The sequence below is a fragment of the Halorubellus litoreus genome, from assembly GCF_037081675.1.
Classification (GTDB): Archaea; Halobacteriota; Halobacteria; order Halobacteriales; family Natrialbaceae; genus Halorubellus; species Halorubellus litoreus.
Genome location: NZ_JAZAQL010000002.1, coordinates 1,170,883 through 1,189,778, shown reverse-complemented (window position 1 = coordinate 1,189,778; position 18,896 = coordinate 1,170,883). Strand labels below are relative to the sequence as shown.

The window sequence follows — 18,896 nt, the reverse complement described above, 5'->3', positions numbered from 1 at the left end:
CGGGTCCGAGGACCACGACCAAAGACGTTCGCGTACCGGGAACCGACTGCCGGTGCCGCAGGGACGAGCTGCCGTCAGCGCGCGATGTGGGTATCGGTCAGCCGTCCTGCCGTCAGCGCGCGATGTGGGTATCGGTCGGCCGTCCTGCCGTCAGCCGGTGAGTTCGGCGACGAACAGCAGGACCTGCGGGGCGACGAGCAGGAACACCCCGAGCGCGATGAGGAGTGCGGGCATCCAGAGGAGGTTCATGAACCCGCCGAGCCAGAGGCCGAGGCCGGCGAGCAGACAGAGGATGCCGACGATGCGTAGCACCCACGCGAACGCCTCTTCGAGTCCCGAATCTGCGACCAGTTCGACGACCTCAAGTGCTTCGTCCATGACACCCGAACCGTGCCCGCAGACGGTCTTCGACGGGCATCCTAGACAGTGAGGGTCGCCGCTGCGACGACCCGCCCCAGCGTCGACACGCCGCGATTTCGATTCTGGCATTCGACGCGCATTGAACGTAATTCTTACCGACTGTCGGCAATCAACTTTTTCCCAGTCCGGGCTCAACGGAGAGTCGATGACACGTCTTCGTCGAACCCTCGCGTACTTTGGCTTCGCGGCACCTGCCGCATCTATCGGTCTCGTGTTCCTCGCGACGCTCGTCGACCCCAAGTACTCGTGGGCGACGCGCTCGCTCTCGAGCATGGGCGAATCGACCGGACTCGGCCTCCTCGCGCTCGGGTCCTCGAACCAGCTCGCGTGGCTGCTGTTCAACGGCGGCCTGTTCGCCGGCGGCATCCTCGGGCTCCCGTTCGTCGCACTCCTCTGGATGGACGCCCGGAACACGCTCGAACGCGTCGGCGCAGGCTGGTTCGGGTTCGCGCTCGTCTGCATGTCCGGCGTCGGCGTCGCGTTCCTCGAATCCGACGCCGCCGCCGCACCGTTCGACCAGTTCCACTTCCTGTTCGCCGTCCTCCTGTTCTTCTCCATCGCCATCGCCCCCTGGATTCACGGCTCCGGCATGGCGCTCGCGGACGACAAGCGGGCGGGCGTCCTGACGATGTGGCTCGCGAACCTGTACGCCGTCCAGTGGGTCGTCTGGATCATCCTCGAGGCGATGGTGTTCACGGGCGACGGCGACACGTGGACGTACTTCGCCGTCCCCGAGTTCGTCGGCGCGCTCGCGCTCGGCGGCTGGGCCATCTGGCTCGCCACCCGAAAACTCCGCGGCTTCTGACAGCGACGCGACTCGACTCGGTGCCGTGACCGGGACATCTCCCGGAACCGTTTAGGCGACGCCGTCTGGTACACTCACCATGGACACCTGGCGGCAACGAACCGCGTACTACCTCGTCGGGCTGGCCGCCGTCATGCTCGCGTACGCCGGCCTCTACTACTACGGGATGAACGCGATAGAGGGCCGTCCCCGGACGTTCCTCCACGCGCTCCAGGTCGTCGTCGAGACGTTCACCACGACCGGGTTCGGGTCGGACTCGCCGTGGCAGACCCCCGAGATGAACGTCCTCGTCATCGTCATGGACCTCACCGGGGTCGTCCTCATCTTCCTCGCACTCCCCGTCCTCGTGTTCCCGCTGTTCGAGGAAGCCATCTCCACGAGCGTTCCGACCACGCTCCCGGACGACGTCACCGACCACGTCGTCATCTGCACGTACACGACGCGCGTCGACCCGCTCGTCGCCGAACTCGACGCCGTCGACGTACCCTACGTCATCGTCGAACCGGACCGCGAGAACGCCCAGGCGCTCGTCGAAGGCGGCTACGACGTCATCCACGACGACCCCGACACCGAGCGCGGACTCCGCGCGGCGAACCTCGCCGACGCACGCGCACTCGTCGCGGACGTCTCCGACCAGGTCGACGCCAGCATCGTCCTCGGCGCGCGCGACATCTCCGAGGACGTGCCGCTCGTCAGCATCGTCGAGGAACCCGAGAGCGTCCGCTACCACGAGCTCGCCGGCGCCGACGTCGTCCTGTCGCCCCGCGCCATCCTCGGGGAGAGCCTCGCGAACAAGGTCGCGGCCGCGCTCACCGCGGACGTCGGCGCCGCCATCGAGATCGGCGACCAGTTCGACATCGTCGAGTTCCCCATCCATCGCGGGAGCGAGATCGTCGGGAAGACCCTCGCGGAGAGCGGGCTCCGCGAGCAAGCGGGCGTGAACGTCATCGGCGCGTGGTTCGACGGCGACTTCGAATCACCGCCGGACCCCCAGCGCCGCATCGAATCCGGGACCGTCCTCCTGGTCTCCGGCGAGGAGCGCGCGCTCGAACGAGCGAAGGAGCTGACGCTCACCGAGTCGCGGCGCGTCGAGCACGGCGAGACCATCGTCGCCGGCTACGGCGAGGTCGGCCAGCGGATCGCGGCCGCGTTCGACGACGCCGGCCTCTCGTACACCGTCCTCGACGTCGAGGACAAGGAGGGCGTTGACGTCGTCGGTGACGCAACGGACGCCGAGGCCCTGGAGCGTGCGGGTATCCACGACGCACGGTCGCTCATCCTCGCGCTCCCGGACGACACCGCCGCGGAGTTCGCGACGCTCGTCGCGCGCGACCGCAGCGACTCCGTGGAGATCCTCTGTCGCGCCGAGGAGGTGGAGACGACGAAGAAGATGTACCGCGCCGGCGCGGACTACGTGCTCTCGCTCGCAACCGTCACCGGCCGGATGGTCGCCTCGGAAGTCCTCGAGGAGGACGTCATCTCCCTGAACACGCAGATAGAGGTCGTGCGGACGAAAGCGCCGGGGCTGGCGGGCCAGACGCTGGCGGACGCGCTCGTCCGGTCACGAACCGGGTGTACCGTCGTCGCATTGGAACGGGACGGCGAGCTCCACACGGACGTCGGGCCGGACACGGAGATCCGCGCGGAGGACGACCTCATCGTCGCCGGGACGGACGCGGGAACGAACCGGTTCAAGGAACTGCTCGCGTAGTTCGACGAACCGCTCGCGTAGTTCACCGCAGTGCTCGCGGGCGGACTCGACGCCGGCGGTCACTCGGGGTCGACGACGCGCTTCGGGCCGGAGCCGACGAGTTCGCCCTCGCGGCTCCCCGGCGCGACGTACGTCCAGACGCGCGCCCCGTCGCCGCCCTCGACGACCGGGGCGTCCTTGAGGCCGCGCTTGATGCACCGCCACCACCCGGACTCGCTGTCGTAGCCCGCCGGGTACTCTTCGTAGAGTTCCTCGACGAAGTCACCGCGCTTCGCGCGGTCCACGTCGCGGAGGTACGCGAGCGCCGCGCCCACGGCCTCCCGTCGGGGCGCGCACGTCGACTCGGACCGACCGGGAACGTCGAGCGCGTCCAGGTCGACGAGGTCCTCGCCCGGGCGGACGTCCGGACTGGAGCGCGCGATGCGCGTCCCGGACCGATACTCGAGCCCGGTCGAGGGCTCCCGACCGAGGCGTTCGCGCGTCTTCGCGACCGCTCGTCGCGCGAACTCGTCGAGGCGCTCGCCCTCGACGCCCTTCAGCTGGTTCGCGTGCGACCCGAGGGATTCGTCCTCGAAGCGCTCGACGCGCTCCGGCGCGAAGTTCCCGCCGATTTCCACGGGGTCGTTCGACTCGTCGCCGACGTCGTCGCTCCGCGACGACCGCGGTCGGCTGGCTCCGTCGCTGGTGGACTCGTCCACGTCACTCGTGGTCTGGGGTTCGACCGTGGTTCGTGGCTCCGCGGGCGTGGACGACGACGTCGCCCGCGACTCGGCCGTCGACAGCGTCCCGCTCCCGTCGGTCGCCCGTGCACGCCCGTCGTCGCTTCCGCTCTCGGCTCCCGCTCGCGGCTCGCGAGTCGCATCGGCCGCAGCACCGCCGTCGCCACCACGGTTCCCGTCGTGCGCCGAGAGCTGCGCCTCCAGTTCGTCGACGCGCGCCTGGTACTCCGTCAGCAACTGGTCGCGTTCGGTGCCCTGCTCGATTGCGGCGCGGTTCCCGATGATCCAACGCAGGTACTCGCCGCGGTCCTCGAACCCCAGGAGGTCGACCTCGGTGTCGAGCTTCCGGACGTCCTCGGCGGACAGTTCGAGGCGTATCTCGGGCATCACCGTCGGCTACGACCGTCCCCACTATAAATCGTGGCGCAAGACATCGAGCCCTCGCCGTGGAGAACGTTCGCACGAGCCGGGCCAAACCCTTAAATCTCGGCGAACGCATACGAACGGGCATGCACAAGGACGAACTCCTCGAGCTCCACGAGCACATGGTGACGATAATGGAGAACTTCTCCGACCAGGACGAGGTCCCTGACGGCCTGTTCTCGACGTACCGCGAACTCGACATCGACCCGTCGGACGTCCACAAGTCCAAGAGCGAACACAAGCACGCGGTGTTCGTGCTCGGGAACTCGCTCGCGAACGCGATGAGCGAGGACGAGTTCTCGAGCGCCGGCCGTATCGGCAAGCGCATGAAGGAACTCGCCGAGGACGCGGAATCCAAGATCTGAACGCGCGTCGTTCCTGTCGTCGCCTAGTCATCCAGTGACGACGTCGGGCGGCGACACCGCTCGCGCGACCGAGTCACGACGGCGGAACCTATTTGGTCCGTGTGGGGCGAAAGGCAGTACATGGACTCCCGAACGGAAGCGCGCGTCAAGGACTGGGATTCGCGTCCGTTCTCTGACGGCTACGAGGACCTGCGAGAGCTCGCGGACGCGGAGTTCTCGGGAGCGGTCGAGACCGGGTCGACGACGGCGTTCGTGTTGAACGGGAAGGTCGTCGGCGTGGTCGGTGGCGACGTCGAGTCGTTCGACGGCGCGTCGGGCACGATCTACGAGGCACCCCATCCGAGTCTCCCGCTCCTGTTCGCGATGCGCGAGCAGGGTGGCGAGGAGCGCGCGAAGTACTACACGAACGACACCCCGATATCGGAGGCGGACGGAACGCTGTCCTCCGGGTCGTTCACGGGCTACGTGGAGTTGTCCGAGAACGTCCTGTCGGGCGATTACTACGTGGTTTACTACGGCGGTCGGTCGATGAGTTGCGCGTTCGTCGGGAATCAGGAGAAGCTGATCACGGACGACGAGGCGTTCGACCGCGCGGACGACGAGGTCGGCATCTACACGGTCTGGGACGTCGACATCGAGGTGCAGGACATCCCGGCCGACGAGGAGCCGGACGATGACGCCGCTGCGGGTGCTGGCGCTGGCAGTGCTGGCGGTGGTGCCGTTGCGGATGCCGGCACTGGCGGTGCTGGCAGTGGCGCCGATACGGATGCGGGCGTTGGCGGTGTGGGCGCCGGCGCCGGCGGTGGCGGTTCGCCCGACGAACGCGTCGACGACACTCCCGCCGCCGCGGCCGAGGACCCGTCGACCGCGGTGGGCGACGACGAGGTCGCCGGCCGCGAGTCGACGGGCGGTGGTGCGGAGGACGCGGTCGCGGCACCGCCGATCGACGACGCGGAGCCGACGGTCGACGAGGACCCCGTCGTCGGGGAGGCGGAACCGGCGTCCGATCCGACCCCACGACGCGGTGAGCGCGACGACGAACGGCGGAGCGAGCGCCCGGTCGACGACGGCGACGCCGTGACCCGAGACGAATCCGCCGGGAGCGATGACGCGCCGTCGACGACCGGGCGTCGCGCGCGAAGCGAGACGGAGACGTCGAGCGGCCGGAACGCCCCCGGACGGACCGCGGCGGAGACACCGGACTCGACGTCCGAGTCCGACGCACGAGCGGTGCCGAGCGACGACTCGACCGGCGGTGCGATGGCGGAGGTCCCCGACGAAGTGATGGCCGAGGTCGAGGACGAGGCGAGAGCGAGCGAGGTCGACGACGAGGTCGCGTGGCGCGAGACCACGACCATCCCCTCCATCAACCCCGACCGGACGGTCGAGGACGACGACCCGGACCCGCTCGCGGCGGGCACCAGCGAGCCGACCGGAACGACGTCAGACGCCCGGTCGACGACCGACCGCGACCCCGGCCCTCCGAACTCGCGGTCGTCGCGCACCGACGACCACGCCACTGGGCGGCAGGGAGCGAACGGGAACCGGGGCGCGTCCCCGAACGGTGCAGCGGCCGGCGGCGCGGACCCCGATCGCGTCACCGAACTCTCCGAGGAGCTCGAGAGCGTCCGCGAGGAACGCGACCGGATCGCGGCCGAACGCAACGACCTCGAAGCCGAACGCGACCGGCTCGCCGAACGGAACGACGAACTGCAGGCGCGCGTCGACGACCTCGAAGACGAGGTCGCGGCACTCGAAAGCGACCTCGCGGCGGCGCGCGAACGACTCGAAGCGGAGACGCCCGGCGAGGACGTCGTCGAACTCTCGCCGCGAGAAGCGCTCGAAGGCACGAACCTCTTCGTTCGATACGGCTCCAAGAGCGCGACGACGCTCGAGGACGTCCACGACAGCGACGTCGGGATCGCCGACCTGGAAGCGAACCTCCGCCTCGAGTACCACACGAGTTTCGACGCGGAGAACGCGGTCATCGACGGGAAGGCCTACGACGAGTTCCTCTACGAATCCACGCCGTACCAGTTCGTGGAGTGGTTCGTGTACGACCTCGTCTTCGAGATCCGCGACACGGGGAACGAGAACGACCTCGGCGACCTCTACGAGGCGTTCCCGAAGGTCGACCGCGTCGAACTCTACGGTGACGTCTCGCTCCGCTACGAGGAGGACGGCGAGGAACACCGCGAGCAGACGACGTTCGACGTCGTCGTCCGCGACCGGATGGGGAACCCGTTAGCGGTCGCGAACGTCAACGCGTCGCGGGACCCGGCGACCGAGGAGATGATGGTGGACCTCCAGGAGCGCGGTACGCGCGTCAAACGGACGAGTGACGCGCTCGCCGGCGCGTTCATGGTGACCGCGAGCTTCTTCGCGCCGGAGGCGCTCGAGATCGCGAACGAGGCGACCAGCGGCGGTATCCTGAGTCGCGACTCGAAGAAGTCCTACGTCAAGCTGTCGCGGAAACGCGGCTACCACCTGTGTCTCGTCGAGACGCGTAACGGCGAGTTCCACGTGAACGTCCCGGAACTCTGACCGCGCGCGCCTTCGAGCCCGGTACGCGGTGGTCGCTACGTCGAGGCGGGTCGGTTCGGCGACGCCGTCGCTACGTGTCGTCGGTGGAACGAGAGAAGAACGAGGGTCTAGTTCTCGACTTCCGCCGCGTTGTCGATCTTCATGTTGTCCATCTTGTCGACGATCTCGTCGATCTTCTCGTCGAGGTCGTCCACGAACTCCGACGTGTGGTCGGTGGTGATGGCGCCCTGGCTCGAGGGCTCGATGAGGTTCTCCTCCTCGAGGACGCGCAGCGAGTAGCGAACCTTGTGATGCGGGTAACCCGTCTCGTTGGACATCTTGACGATCCCGATGGGTTCGTTCTCGATGACCATCTTCAGGACCTGCAGATGCCGCTCCAGCATGTCGACTTCCTTCTCAAGTCGGTCTATCATGGCATTTGTTAACTTGTCGTTCGGGGTTTTAAACCTTACTCTCCCATTGGCATGGTTGCCCAGAACAGTGTCTGAGGTTGACAGACGTACTACATAGGTCTTCTGGTCGGTATCGGAATACCCTCGGTGGGTTCCGCCTGTCACCGCGGCCCGCTGGCTCGCGCGTGCCCCCGGCCACGGTCCACGAGGAGCGACCAACGACCGACGGTATCGAAATCGGTTTATCGGGGCCTCGTGAAACCCCCCGTGTAAATGACTGTTACCATCGTCGGTTCCCAACTCGGAGACGAGGGGAAGGGCGGCGTCGTCGACCTCTACGGCGACCCCGCGGACGTCGTCGTCCGCTACCAGGGCGGCGACAACGCCGGTCACACCGTCGTCGAGGACGGAACCGAGTACAAGCTCTCGCTCGTCCCGAGCGGCGCCGTCCGCGGGAAGGTCGGCGTTCTGGGGAACGGCTGCGTCGTCAATCCCGCCACGCTCTTCGAGGAGATGGACGGGCTCCGCGAGCGCGGCCTGGAGCCGGACGTTCGCGTCGCCGAGCGCGCGCACGTCATCCTCCCGTATCATCGCGTCCTGGACGGTATCGAGGAGGACGTCAAGAGCGAGACCGACAGCGCGGTCGGCACCACCGGACGCGGCATCGGGCCGACGTACGAGGACAAGGCCGGTCGACGCGGGGTTCGCGTCGGTGACCTGCTCGACGAGGACGTGCTTCGCGACCGCATCGAGTACGTCGTCCCGCAGAAGCGCGCGCTCGTCGAGGACGTCTACGGCGTCGACGTGGACGACCTCGAGAATCCGGACGCCTTCGACGTGGACGCGGTGTTCGAGACGGCGCGGGAGTACGGCGAGCGTCTCGCCGCGGAGGACATGACCGTCGACGCGGGGAACTTCCTCGCGGAGAAGCGCGCGAACGGCGAGAACGTGATGCTCGAGGGCGCACAGGGCACGGTCATCGACATCGACCACGGGAACTACCCGTACGTGACGTCCTCGAACCCGACCGCTGGCGGCGCGGCGACGGGGTCGGGGCTCGCGCCGACCGTCATCGGACAGGGCGAGGTCGTCGGTATCGTGAAGGCGTACCTCACTCGCGTCGGTCGTGGGCCGCTCCCGACGGAACTCGCGGGCGTCGAGGGCCAGACGCCGGGCTACGACGGGCACGCTGGCGACGACGAGGAGGAGCTCGCGACGTACATCCGCGACGAGGGCGGCGAGTACGGTACCGTCACGGGCCGGCCGCGTCGCGTCGGCTGGCTCGACCTCCCGATGCTCCGGCACTCGACGCGCGTCAACGGCTTCACCGGCCTCGCGGTGAATCACGTCGACGTGCTCGCGGGGCTCGACGAGGTGAAGGTCGGCGACTCCTATACCCTGGACGGCGAGGAGATCGAGACGCTGCCGTCGACGACCGAGAAGTGGGCTGAGTGCGAGGCGAACCTGCGGACGTTCGACGGCTGGCCGGAGGTCGACTGGGACGACGTCGACGACTACGCGGACCTCCCGGAGAACGCTCGCGCGTACCTCGAGTACGTCAGCGACGAGCTCGAGACGGACATCTACGCGGTCGGCGTCGGCCCGGACCGCGACCAGACCGTCGTCCTCGAATCGCCGTACGACGACTGACTCCAGTACGGTAACTTTCTTAACACGTCGGCGCGTTGATTCGAGCATGTTCCGACGACTCCGCGCGCTCGTCAGGTCGTACTGGCCAGCAAGCGACGACGACGGCGACGTCTGGGAGGCGATTCCGGGGTCGCAGTACGACGGTCGGCACGCCGAATCCGGTGGGCTGACCCGCGGCGAGCAGGAGGCCGCCATCGCGGACGTGCAGGAGCAGGCCGCGGAACTCGACCAGGAGTGACCGCTCCGGCGTCGGACACCTCGCCCGGTCGCGTCAGCGCCAACCTGCACGCTCGTTCCTGACGTCCCAACGTTTTCATCGCGTTCGACGGTACCACGACGCATGGAGGACTACGACGAGTTCCGCATCTACTCGGTCGCCGTCGACCCCGAGTACTGCCCGCAGTGCGGGAGCGAGGTCGGTTCGCGCGAGTTCGACGGCGGCCCGATGGACTGGTGTGGCGACTGCGAGATGGTGTTCGCTCGGACGCCGGTCTCGGCGGTGCACGTGGTCGTCCGCGACGACGACCACGTCCTCCTGCTCGACGAACCCATCCCCCAGCACGACGGCGTCCTGAGTCTCCCCGGCGGGCACGCCCACCACGACGAAGGGCCGCGCGAGGCCGTGCTCCGCGAACTCCAGGAGGAGACCGCGCTCGCCGCGACCTCAGACGCGCTCTCGCTGGTCACCGTGTACCACGCCGAGACCGACGCGGTCGCGTTCCACTTCGCGACGTACGCCCTCGACTACGCGGACGCGACCGGGACCCTCGCGCCCGAGGCCGACGGGTTCGAGATCCGCCGCGAACTGGTCGACGACGTCATCGACGGCGTCGTTCCCATCCGCGACTCCGACCGGGAACGCGTCGCTGCCGCGTTCGACCGCGAGAACCCGGTCTGACCGACTCCCATCGACCGCGCGAGCAGCGACCGGTGGCGGTCAGTCGTCCGCCGACACGACCGCACCTTCGAGGGACGCCACCGCGTCCATCACCTCCTCGCGCTCCGCGTCCGGGACGTCGAACTCGCCGAGCGCGTCGTCCAGGTGCTCGGCGACGCGCCCGAAGTCCGCGGGCGTCACCCCGAGGTGGTCGTGCGCCGTCGCCATGTCGTCGCCGTCCCACTGCACGGGCCCGCCCGTGACGTGCGACAGGAACTGCGTCTGATGCCGTCTGAGGTCCGCGGGATCCGAATCCTCGAAGTACGCGACGAGTTCGTCGTCCGCGAGCACGCGGTCGTAGAACTCGTCGACGACCGCCTCGATAGCCTCCCGTTCACCCAATCGCTCGTAGAGCGTCTCCTCGCTCATGACGCTTGCGTTCACGCGACCCACGGAAGAATCTAACCAAAGAACACGTTCGGGTCCGAGCGCACAGTCCTGACTCTCCGCCATCGCACGTGACGGTCGTCCCGTCGCCGCGTTCCCGAAGCCTTTTGCTGTCCGTCCCCGACGCTCCGGGTATGAAGGAGTCGCTGATGGACGTTCTCTGCTGCCCGATGGACAAGTCAGAACTCGAACTGGAGGTCGACGACCGCGCCGACGACGAGGAGGTCCTCGCCGGCACGCTCGTCTGCACGGAGTGCGGGGAACGCTACCCCATCGAGGACGGCATCCCGAACCTCCTCCCGCCGGACATGCGCGACGACGTCCCCGCCTGAACCTTTTTTACACTCGCTCGTGAGGTAGATTCGTGGTCGACACGCTCACCGTCCACCTGAGTCGCGGGGAACTCCACGAGGTCGCGCCAGCGACCGCCGACTTCGAGACCGGGGGGACGTTCGAGCTCGAACTCGTCAATCACGGTCGCGCCAGTCACGTCCACGTACATCCGGACGACGCGCTCGCTCGCGGCGTCCACCTCGACGAGACGAACCTCTACGTGGAGACGGACTCGACGCGCGTCGTTCAGGTCGAGGTCCCCGATGGCCCGCGGCCGTTACGTGGCGCGCTCGAGATCTCGGCGGGCTACGGCGCAACCGGGTCGTCCGTCGACGTCGGCATCGTCGAACAACCCGAGCCGGACCTCCCGGTGGACGAGACGCTCGCCGAACCCGCGACGACCGACGACACGGGGAGCGCGCTCGACCGGTTGCTCGCCGAGGAGAGCCTGCCGGTTCTCGGCCTCGGCGTCGTCGCGGTCCTCGTCGCAGTCGGGGCGGCGTTCGCGTTCGGCGACCTCGTCGTCGCCGTCGGCGCGCTCGTCGTCGTCGCCGGCGTCCTCGCAGCGATGTACGCGCTCGTCAGCGAGTGAGACGCCCCCACTGGTACCGACCCGTGGACCTCGACACTCGGGTTCGAGGCCCGCTGAACGTCGACTAGTCGTCGCCGTCGGTTGGGACGCCGCAGAGGTTCCCGTCGTCGTCCATGCGTTTCTCGCGGAGATACCGCGTCCGCCAGCGGTTCGCGTCGTGCCGGAAGTCCGCCTCGCGGACCTCGTCGACGTCGCCGTCGGCGACGGTGTCGATGATGGCCTCGAGCTGTTCCTTCTCACTGGGCGTCAGCTCGAACTCGTAGGACTGCGAGTCCTCCCCTTCGAGTTTCGTCCATTGACGGGCGGCGGAGACGACCATCGAGCACGGCTCGCGGCACGGGAACGCGCCCACGCCACCGTCCGCTTCGAGGTCGGTGTCCTCGTCGTACTGCCACTCGCGGCGCTTCAGGCACTCCGAGTCCGCACAGCACGCCTCCGCGACGCGCTCGACGTGCTCTTTCCCTTCGCCGCGGTTCCACGTCTGGACGACGCCGTAGATGCCGGACTGGCGTTCCATCGTGGGCTCCCAGTGGTCGACGTCGAGGTTCCCCTCGCGCTCCCGATGCCAGTTCGCGACCGTCGCGGGATAGATCGTCTCGACGACGTCGACGACCGCCGCGCTCGTCAGCTCCGGGAACCGCCAGCCGTCGACGAGTGTCGGCGCGGCCTTCAACGGCCGGTAGCGTCCCTTCTCGTCGAACTTCGCGACGTCTCTCGCGTCCCGGACGTCGCGGTGCGCGTCGAGGTCGTCGGCGTCGGCGTCGGCGTCGTCGACGTGCCGGACCTCGTACCGCCGGTAGCCGTCGTCGGCGAGCTCGACGGTGACGAGGAGCTGGCCCCACTGGCGTTCGATGCCACGTTCGAGCGCGTCGTACCGGTCCAAGATGTCCGTGGGCTCGTACGTCGTCCCGTGGGTCGCGTCGCCGCCGTGCCCGCGCGTCTCCGTCGGCGCGTCGTGATCGGCGACGCGCTCCAGGTACCGGAGGAAGTCGAACCGCGCGGACCCCTCGGTGGGCGCGACGTCGTGCCAGAAGTACCAGTTCGAGACGTGCTCGGGGTTCGCGCGCGCCACCCGATGCAGTTCGTCCTCCGAGAGCCCGCCGCGTTCCAGGTCCGGGAGCTCGAACCGATAGCCGTCCTCGGTCCGCGTGACGTGCAGGCCGTCGAACGCGACGTCGTCCTCGATGGTGACCGCCGCCGACAGCGCCGCGAGTTGCTCGTCGTCCATGCTCTCAGGCCTCCGTGACCGCGGCGTCGCGCGTGTGCTCTTTGACGTACTCGACGGCGTCGGCGACGTCCGCGCCGGCGTCCAGCGCGCGTTCGAGGACGACGTCCGCCATCAGCGGTTCCGTGCCGACGGCGCCCGCGTACCAGAGGTAGTGGCCGTCGACCTTCGCGGGCGTCTCCCAGCCGTCGCGGTAGTCGTCGGTGAGTCCCATGTCCTCGGGGATGTCCTCCTGCGTGTGGTAGCCGTCCGCGACGAACAGCGGGACGACCACGATATCTTCGCTCTCGAAGAAGTCCGTGACGTCGTCGACCTCGGGGTCCTCGTCCATGAACAGCGCCTGCACCTCGTCGAACCGCCCCATGTCGCGGATCCGGTCGGCGTGGTACTCGATAGCCTTCGCGGAGTTCTCGTTGCGCTTCGTGCCGTGGCCGACGACCGCGAGCCCGAACCCCTCGCCGACCTCGGGGTCGCCCGTGACCGTCTCCGCGCGCCGAACGATGACGTCGCTCATCGCATCGTGGGTGCCGACCGGGCCACAGTAGTGCACCGTCTTCTCCACGTCTCCCGCGTCGAGCGTCACGTGCGTGGCGCTCGTGCCGTTGGACTCCCACGCCTCGGGATCCCAGTCGTCGAGCCGGAGTTCGCGCGGGATGACGTCCTCCGTGAAGTACCCCTCCGAGATGAACAGCGGGACGATGTACACCTCCTCGCTCTCGAGCGTCCGCAGGACCTCCCGGAAGTGCGGTTCCTCCTTCCAGAACGCCTCGCGAACCTCGTCGAACGCCGCCGTCTCCCGGATGGTGTCGGCGTGCGCGTACGTCGGCGTGCTCGACTCCGGGTTGAGGTGCGAGCCGTGTGCGACGATGACCAGCGCTTGCATACCTCGGCGTCCGGCCCGAACCGTCTTAGTGCCATCGTCACCGGGCCCTGCACCGAGGGTGTTCGTTCCACGGCCGCTGCGGGCGACCGCAACGCCTAACGTGCACGCTCCGCGAACGAACAATCGAGATGACACGAACGCGTACGGTCCTCGTCCTCGCCGCGGTCGCGTTCGCCGTCGCCCTCGCCGGGTGCTCGTTCGGCCCTGGCGGGGCCGGCGACGGTGGCGTTCCGCCGGTCCCGGACGGCGACGACGCCGCCTCGACGTACCGGGCGCTCGGGAACGTCACCGGCGACCTCCAGGTCGAGGTGGTCTCCGGCGACCGCACGAACCGGTCGACGCTCCGGTTCGCCGCGGAGGTCGGCACGCGGAACGCTCGCCAGCGCGTCACCGCCCCCGCCACGCATCGCGGGAACCGTTTCGTCTCCAACGACGCGTACTACTGGCAGTACAACGCGTCGGCGGACGTCGCACAGCGGTACGCGCACACCGCGGCGACGTTCAACTCGACGTTCGGCACGGGCGACGACGGCGACTTCGGCGCGTTCCTCGCGGCCGCGTTCGACGCCGCGAACGAGAGCGACGGCACGGTCTCTAGCCTCCCGAGCGTCGGCGTCGGCCCGGCCCCGACCGTCGTCAGCGGCGACGACGGCGAGGCGTCGGCGCCCGCGCCGTCCGCGAACGTCAGCGCGTTCGTCGTCACCTACGGGGGCACGGAGACCGTCGCGGACGAACGCACGCACGTCCTCGTCGTCGAACCCGCGGACCCGGACGCGACCGCGGCGCGGAACCTCACCATCACGTACTACGTCGACCAGGAGCGGTTCTTCCCGGTGCGCGTCGAGCGTCGCGCGACCGTCGACGGCGAACGCTGGTCGCACGTGATGACGTTCTCGAACCTGAACTACGGCGCGAACGTCTCCGCGTCCACCTATCGGTACGAACCGGGCGAGCGCACGGAGGTCGTCGACTACGCGACCGGCGTCGTCCGGTTCCCGACGGTCGCCGCGCTCGCGGCGAACACGACCGTTCCCGTCCCCGACCCCAGCGTCCCCGACGGGTTCGAGTTCGCGTACGCGGCCGGCATCGACCTGAACGCGACCGGCGGCCAGGTCCTGTACTCGAACGAGTCGACCGTACTCGTCGCCGGCCGCTACCTGAGCGACGACATCGTCCGGTCCCGCGAGCGCGGCGTCGCGGAGAACCTCACTGTCGACGGCCACAGCGCCCTCTACGTCGACCTCGGACGGACCAAAGCCGTCTACGTGTACTGCGACGACTACGTCGTCTCCGCTGCCAGCATCGGTCCGTATCCGCGGGACGCGCTCGTCGCGTTCGCCGCGTCGCTCGACTGTGGCGACGCCGAGGGGACGGGGTATGGAACGCAACCGGGGGCACCGAGCGGTCTCCGTGACGCCGATCTCGATGGTGCGCGCGGCGTCCGAGGGGACGTGGACGCGACGCGACCGTAGTCAGGGACGGCGGTGGAGCGCGTACACGATGCACGCGAGCCCCGCGAGCTGGGACCCACGGACGGCGACCTGCCACGCCGGCCGCAGCACCTCGGGCGCGACGTCGTACTGGAACGCGAGACTCCCGCCGAAGCTCAGGCCGAACGTCACCGCCGTCAGCAGGACGAGCCCGAGCGACAGGAACTTCATCGGCGTACTGTCGTTCCGCCGGAACCCGCGGTACGCCTGGTAGCCGACGTACAGGCCGAGCGCGGTCGACGCGGCCGCCATCGCGAGCAACAGCACCTGGAGCGGGTCGAGGCCGCTCACGGCGGCCTGGAGCAGGGGCGCGTCCGCCAGGACCTCGCCAGCGCTCGCGAGCACGTGCCCGACCGCGCCGGGTGGTGGTAGTGCCCCGAGCATGGTTAGAGGCGCTCGAACATGTCCGTGAACCTGTCCGCGACGTCCGTCTTCGTTTCAAGTTGCATCTCGAATGTCCCCTCTGAGAGCGCCAGTTCGACGCGCGAGAGCGTCGTGACGTACACGCTGTGGTGGTTGCCGTCGCTCCGCAGTTCGGTCTCCTCCGCGAGCAGGCCGGCGTCGACGAGGTCGTCGACGCGCCGGTACACCGTCGGGAGCGACGCGTCGATGGCCTCGGCCAGCTCCTTCGCGGAGCGCGTCTCCTCGCTCGCTGCCGCGAGGATGTCTCTGGCGTAGTCGTCGTCGAGCAGCCCGACGACCGTCCGCACGTCGACGTCCTCCGGCACACCCGCATCGTCCCACCGGATTGACTTAAATCGCGGTCGTCGGCTTCCAACCGAGAAACCGACCCATACCGCGACCCGGCGGTCGCGTCGACGCGAACGAGCGCTCCGGGGAACCCACACCGGTCGACGCGGGCGACCGCGGTACTTTTCTCGCCGGCGGACGGGCGTTCGAGCATGAGTCTCGCCGAACGCACTCGCGACGCCGCCCGCGAGCACCCGTTCCTCGTCGACGCCCTCCGCGCGGGCGTCGCGAACTACTCCGCCGCCGCTCGCTTCCTCGACGTCGACGGCGACCCGGACGCGGTCGCGACCGGCCTCAGGCGGTTCGCCGACGACCTCCCCGACCGCGACCCGGCCGCACGGGAGGTCCGCGTGACGATGGAACGCGGCGTCGGCCGGCTCCCCGACCCCGCGAACGCCGACGCGCGCGAGGTCCTCCTCGCCGTCTCCGGCACCGCGTTCGCCGCCGCGGACGACGGGAAGACCGCCGTCCTCGCGACCGGCGAGGTCGACCTCCACGGCGTCCGCGCCGCCCTCGACGCGCTCGCCGTCGACGACGTCGCCGTCGACGCACTCGCGCACGCCGACGACGCCCTCGTCGTCGTCGTCCCGCGACTCGACGCCGCGAACGCCCTCCGCGCCGTCGAACGCGCGTTCGACGCCGTCCCCAGCGGGCCCGCGAGAACCGACCGCCGCTGACCGCTCTGACGAAACCACTCCCAGCGGGCGAGACCGAGGCTTTTTCTTTCGCTCCCGGGGTAGAGGCGGGCAATGACCCTGCACGTCTCGAACACGTTGACGGGCGACCGCGAGGTCTTCGAGCCCCAGGACCCCGAGGAGGTCCTGCTCTACGTCTGCGGGCTCACGACCAGCGACCCCGCGCACCTCGGGCACGCGCGCCTCTGGGTGGCCGCCGACGTCATGCACCGCTGGCTCGAACACGAGGGCTACGACGTCCGGCACGTCGAGAACTTCACGGACGTCAACGAGAAGATCGTCGCACGCGCCGGCGACCCCGACCTCGGCGACGACGAGGCCGCGGTCGCGAGTCACTACATCCAGGAGCTCCTCGCGGAGATGCGCGCCCTCAACCTCAAGCGGGCCGAGGTGTACCCGCGCGTCAGCGAGCACGTCCCCGAGATCGTCGACCTCGTGGAGACGCTCGTCGAGAAGGGGTACGCGTACGAGGCGAACGGCTCGGTGTACTTCGACGTGACGAGCTTCGAGGAGTACGGGAAGCTCTCGAACCAGCAGGTCGAGGACATCGAGGAGCAAGGCGAGCCCGACGAGCTCGCGGAGAAACGGCATCCGGCGGACTTCGCGCTCTGGAAGGCCGACGGCGTGAGCGCGGACGCGGTCCGCGAGCACCGCCACGACGACCACCCGCACGCGGGCGACGGCGATGCGGACGCCGACCTGCCGTCGGGACAGACCTGGGAGTCGCCGTGGGGCGAGGGCCGACCGGGCTGGCACATCGAATGCTCGGCGATGAGCATGACCCACCTCGATTCGACCATCGACGTGCACGTCGGCGGCCAGGACCTCGTCTTCCCGCATCACGAGAACGAGATCGCGCAGAGCGAGGCGGCGACCGGCGAGCGGTTCGCGAACTACTGGCTGCACGTCCGCCTCCTCCAGACGAAAGGCGAGAAGATGAGCAGCAGTCTCGGGAACTACTGGTCGGTCGGCGACGCACTCGACGCCGTCGGTGGGAACGTCCTCCGGTCGTTCCTCGTCTCGACGGCGTACCACAACGAGGCGGTGTACAGCGAGGAGACGCTCGCGGAGGCCGAGGAGCGCTTCGAGCGCCTGGAGCGCGGGTACGAGACCGCCGTCGAGGCGTGCGACAGCGAAGCGGCGCGGACGAAGGTCACCGACGAGGCCCTCCGGGACGCCGTCGCGAGCGCTCGCGAGGACTTCGCGGCCGGGATGAACGACGACTTCAACACGCGGCAGGCGGTGACCGCGCTCATGGACCTCACCGCGGCCGTGAACCGGCACGTCGACGACCGCGAGACGTACGATTACCGCGCGCTCCACGACGCCGTCGACGCGTACGAGGAACTCGGCGGGGACGTCCTCGGATTCGCGTTCGACGCCACGCCCGACGGCGACGCCGAGGTCGCGGGCGAGGTCGTCGACCTCGTCCTCCGGGTCCGCGAGGCCGAACGCGAGGCAGGGAACTACGAGCGCGCCGACGAACTCCGCGACGAACTGGTGGCGCTCGGCGTCGAGGTCCAGGACACCGACGACGGCCCCACGTACCGGCTCTGACTACCGATTGACGACGAGCATCGGTCCCGACGCGGTCCGGCAGGTCGCCGCCGGCAGCTACTCGACCGAATCCCGTTGACGGGTGTTTTATGGTTCGTGACCGGTTCCAGTCGGGTATGCAACTCGATAACCGCACGCTGGTCGCGCTTGCGCTCGCCGTGACGCTCGCGACGGCCGGCTGCCTGGGCTTCCTCTCTGGGACGACGTCGGTCGAGGCGTCCCCCGCTATCGTCGCCGAGGACACCGCCAGCAGCAGTGACTACGAGAAAGCGGAGACGCGCGACCTGAGCGTCAACCGGACGTTCAGCGCGGCCGACCAGGAACGCACGGTGAAGGTGACGAACTGGGCGGTCGAGTACCACAAGACCGTCGGCATCGGGCCGCTCGCCGACCAGAAGGCGGCGGTGTTCGCGACGTTCACGTCCCCCGAGGTGAGCGTGTTCGGTCAGTCGTTCAACCCGCTCTCGAAACTCAGCACGAAGGACTTCGCGAAGCGCATGCAGGGCCAGTACCAGGGCCTCACGGTCGGCGAGGAGGTCGACAAGACCACCGTCGCGGTCGCCGGTGAGTCCACGAACGTCTCGCAGTTCGAGGGCACTGCGACGTTCAACGGCCAGGACGTCGACGTCTACGTCGTCGTCAGCGAACCCGTGAAGCACGAGGGCGACTACGTCGTCACGATGGCGGTGTACCCGCAGGCGATGGACGGCGAGTACGAGACCGTCAAGGAACTCATGCGGAACATCGAGCACCCGACGAACGCGACCGACGAGTAAGCGAACCGCGTTCACTCACTTCTCCGACAGCGCACCCGACCGATAGCGGCCGCACTCGCTCGCTCACCCACCGCGACGAGGAGTGCCGTTCGGCGAGCGCGATGCGCGACGGGGCGTCCGATGCCGGCGATGCGCGCGCCGTGGTCCTGGCGCGTGCTGGCGCTACGGGCGCCGATACGATAGCAGCGCTCACGGCGCGTACAGCGGACGGAAGAACAGGGCGACTGCGGGAAGGGGCGACT

General features: G+C 68.9%; 21 protein-coding genes. 13 read left to right on the top strand and 8 right to left on the bottom strand.

Annotated elements, in window-relative coordinates; genetic code table 11:
- Positions 1 to 150: 150 nt before the first annotated feature.
- Positions 151 to 378, bottom strand: a complete 228-nt coding sequence (locus VYJ16_RS13395; protein WP_336350810.1) for a hypothetical protein — start codon at positions 376 to 378, stop codon at positions 151 to 153.
- A gap of 187 nt (positions 379 to 565) precedes the next feature.
- Here VYJ16_RS13395 and VYJ16_RS13390 point away from each other — a divergent pair, with 187 nt between their 5' ends.
- Complete coding sequence (locus VYJ16_RS13390) at positions 566 to 1,225, top strand: DUF998 domain-containing protein (RefSeq protein ID WP_336350809.1); 660 nt, start codon at positions 566 to 568, stop codon at positions 1,223 to 1,225.
- 79 nt (positions 1,226 to 1,304) lie between these two features.
- Positions 1,305 to 2,936: a potassium channel family protein gene (locus tag VYJ16_RS13385; RefSeq protein WP_336350808.1), complete on the top strand. Its 1,632-nt coding sequence runs from the start codon at positions 1,305 to 1,307 to the stop codon at positions 2,934 to 2,936.
- Between the two features lie 59 nt (positions 2,937 to 2,995).
- On the opposite strand, the gene VYJ16_RS13380 is transcribed toward VYJ16_RS13385, so the two are convergent.
- Complete coding sequence (locus tag VYJ16_RS13380) at positions 2,996 to 4,042, bottom strand: hypothetical protein (RefSeq protein WP_336350807.1); 1,047 nt, start codon at positions 4,040 to 4,042, stop codon at positions 2,996 to 2,998.
- A 122-nt stretch (positions 4,043 to 4,164) separates the two neighbouring features.
- Between VYJ16_RS13380 and VYJ16_RS13375 the strand changes: the two genes are divergently transcribed.
- On the top strand, positions 4,165 to 4,443 hold the full coding sequence (locus VYJ16_RS13375; protein ID WP_336350806.1) for a UPF0058 family protein: 279 nt from the start codon (positions 4,165 to 4,167) through the stop codon (positions 4,441 to 4,443).
- 120 nt (positions 4,444 to 4,563) lie between these two features.
- Positions 4,564 to 6,987: a DUF7527 domain-containing protein gene (locus tag VYJ16_RS13370; RefSeq protein WP_336350805.1), complete on the top strand. Its 2,424-nt coding sequence runs from the start codon at positions 4,564 to 4,566 to the stop codon at positions 6,985 to 6,987.
- A 107-nt stretch (positions 6,988 to 7,094) separates the two neighbouring features.
- Here the strand turns inward: VYJ16_RS13370 and VYJ16_RS13365 are convergent, their stop codons facing one another.
- Complete coding sequence (locus tag VYJ16_RS13365; RefSeq protein WP_227130735.1) at positions 7,095 to 7,400, bottom strand: hypothetical protein; 306 nt, start codon at positions 7,398 to 7,400, stop codon at positions 7,095 to 7,097.
- A gap of 252 nt (positions 7,401 to 7,652) precedes the next feature.
- Between VYJ16_RS13365 and VYJ16_RS13360 the strand changes: the two genes are divergently transcribed.
- The 3 genes from VYJ16_RS13360 to VYJ16_RS13350 all read left to right on the top strand — a co-directional run bounded on the left by VYJ16_RS13360 (position 7,653) and on the right by VYJ16_RS13350 (position 9,927).
- Positions 7,653 to 9,029, top strand: a complete 1,377-nt coding sequence (locus tag VYJ16_RS13360; protein ID WP_336350804.1) for an adenylosuccinate synthase — start codon at positions 7,653 to 7,655, stop codon at positions 9,027 to 9,029.
- A 46-nt stretch (positions 9,030 to 9,075) separates the two neighbouring features.
- On the top strand, positions 9,076 to 9,267 hold the full coding sequence (locus tag VYJ16_RS13355; RefSeq protein ID WP_336350803.1) for a hypothetical protein: 192 nt from the start codon (positions 9,076 to 9,078) through the stop codon (positions 9,265 to 9,267).
- A gap of 102 nt (positions 9,268 to 9,369) precedes the next feature.
- Complete coding sequence (locus tag VYJ16_RS13350) at positions 9,370 to 9,927, top strand: NUDIX hydrolase (protein WP_336350802.1); 558 nt, start codon at positions 9,370 to 9,372, stop codon at positions 9,925 to 9,927.
- Between the two features lie 39 nt (positions 9,928 to 9,966).
- Here VYJ16_RS13350 and VYJ16_RS13345 read toward each other — a convergent pair whose 3' ends face one another.
- Entirely contained in the window at positions 9,967 to 10,335 is a 369-nt protein-coding gene (locus VYJ16_RS13345) for a group I truncated hemoglobin (protein WP_336350801.1), read from the bottom strand.
- A gap of 152 nt (positions 10,336 to 10,487) precedes the next feature.
- Between VYJ16_RS13345 and VYJ16_RS13340 the strand changes: the two genes are divergently transcribed.
- Both VYJ16_RS13340 and VYJ16_RS13335 read left to right on the top strand, forming a co-directional pair.
- Complete coding sequence (locus tag VYJ16_RS13340) at positions 10,488 to 10,685, top strand: methytransferase partner Trm112 (protein WP_336350800.1); 198 nt, start codon at positions 10,488 to 10,490, stop codon at positions 10,683 to 10,685.
- A gap of 32 nt (positions 10,686 to 10,717) precedes the next feature.
- Positions 10,718 to 11,278, top strand: a complete 561-nt coding sequence (locus VYJ16_RS13335) for a DUF7524 family protein (RefSeq protein ID WP_336350799.1) — start codon at positions 10,718 to 10,720, stop codon at positions 11,276 to 11,278.
- Between the two features lie 64 nt (positions 11,279 to 11,342).
- On the opposite strand, the gene VYJ16_RS13330 is transcribed toward VYJ16_RS13335, so the two are convergent.
- A complete protein-coding gene (locus VYJ16_RS13330; protein ID WP_336350798.1) occupies positions 11,343 to 12,506 on the bottom strand; it encodes a DR2241 family protein in 1,164 nt (387 codons plus the stop codon).
- Between the two features lie 4 nt (positions 12,507 to 12,510).
- Positions 12,511 to 13,386 (bottom strand): CbiX/SirB N-terminal domain-containing protein, encoded by an 876-nt coding sequence (locus VYJ16_RS13325; protein WP_336350797.1) that lies wholly within the window; start codon positions 13,384 to 13,386, stop codon positions 12,511 to 12,513.
- 128 nt (positions 13,387 to 13,514) lie between these two features.
- On the opposite strand from VYJ16_RS13325, the gene VYJ16_RS13320 reads away from it, so the two are divergent.
- Positions 13,515 to 14,858 carry a LolA family protein gene (locus tag VYJ16_RS13320; protein ID WP_336350796.1) on the top strand — a complete coding sequence of 448 codons (1,344 nt, stop codon included), beginning with the start codon at positions 13,515 to 13,517 and terminating at the stop codon, positions 14,856 to 14,858.
- Here VYJ16_RS13320 and VYJ16_RS13315 read toward each other — a convergent pair whose 3' ends face one another.
- Positions 14,859 to 15,260 (bottom strand): DUF7521 family protein, encoded by a 402-nt coding sequence (locus VYJ16_RS13315; RefSeq protein ID WP_336350795.1) that lies wholly within the window; start codon positions 15,258 to 15,260, stop codon positions 14,859 to 14,861.
- A 2-nt stretch (positions 15,261 to 15,262) separates the two neighbouring features.
- Positions 15,263 to 15,604 (bottom strand): ArsR/SmtB family transcription factor, encoded by a 342-nt coding sequence (locus VYJ16_RS13310; protein ID WP_336350794.1) that lies wholly within the window; start codon positions 15,602 to 15,604, stop codon positions 15,263 to 15,265.
- Between the two features lie 174 nt (positions 15,605 to 15,778).
- Between VYJ16_RS13310 and VYJ16_RS13305 the strand changes: the two genes are divergently transcribed.
- The 3 genes from VYJ16_RS13305 (at position 15,779) to VYJ16_RS13295 (ending at position 18,654) form a co-directional block, all read left to right on the top strand.
- Entirely contained in the window at positions 15,779 to 16,303 is a 525-nt protein-coding gene (locus tag VYJ16_RS13305; RefSeq protein ID WP_336350793.1) for a DUF7523 family protein, read from the top strand.
- A 72-nt stretch (positions 16,304 to 16,375) separates the two neighbouring features.
- A complete protein-coding gene (locus VYJ16_RS13300) occupies positions 16,376 to 17,878 on the top strand; it encodes a cysteine--tRNA ligase (RefSeq protein ID WP_336350792.1) in 1,503 nt (500 codons plus the stop codon).
- Positions 17,879 to 17,994: 116 nt separating this feature from the next.
- Positions 17,995 to 18,654 carry a DUF6517 family protein gene (locus tag VYJ16_RS13295; protein ID WP_336350791.1) on the top strand — a complete coding sequence of 220 codons (660 nt, stop codon included), beginning with the start codon at positions 17,995 to 17,997 and terminating at the stop codon, positions 18,652 to 18,654.
- The last annotated feature ends 242 nt before the right edge of the window (positions 18,655 to 18,896 follow it).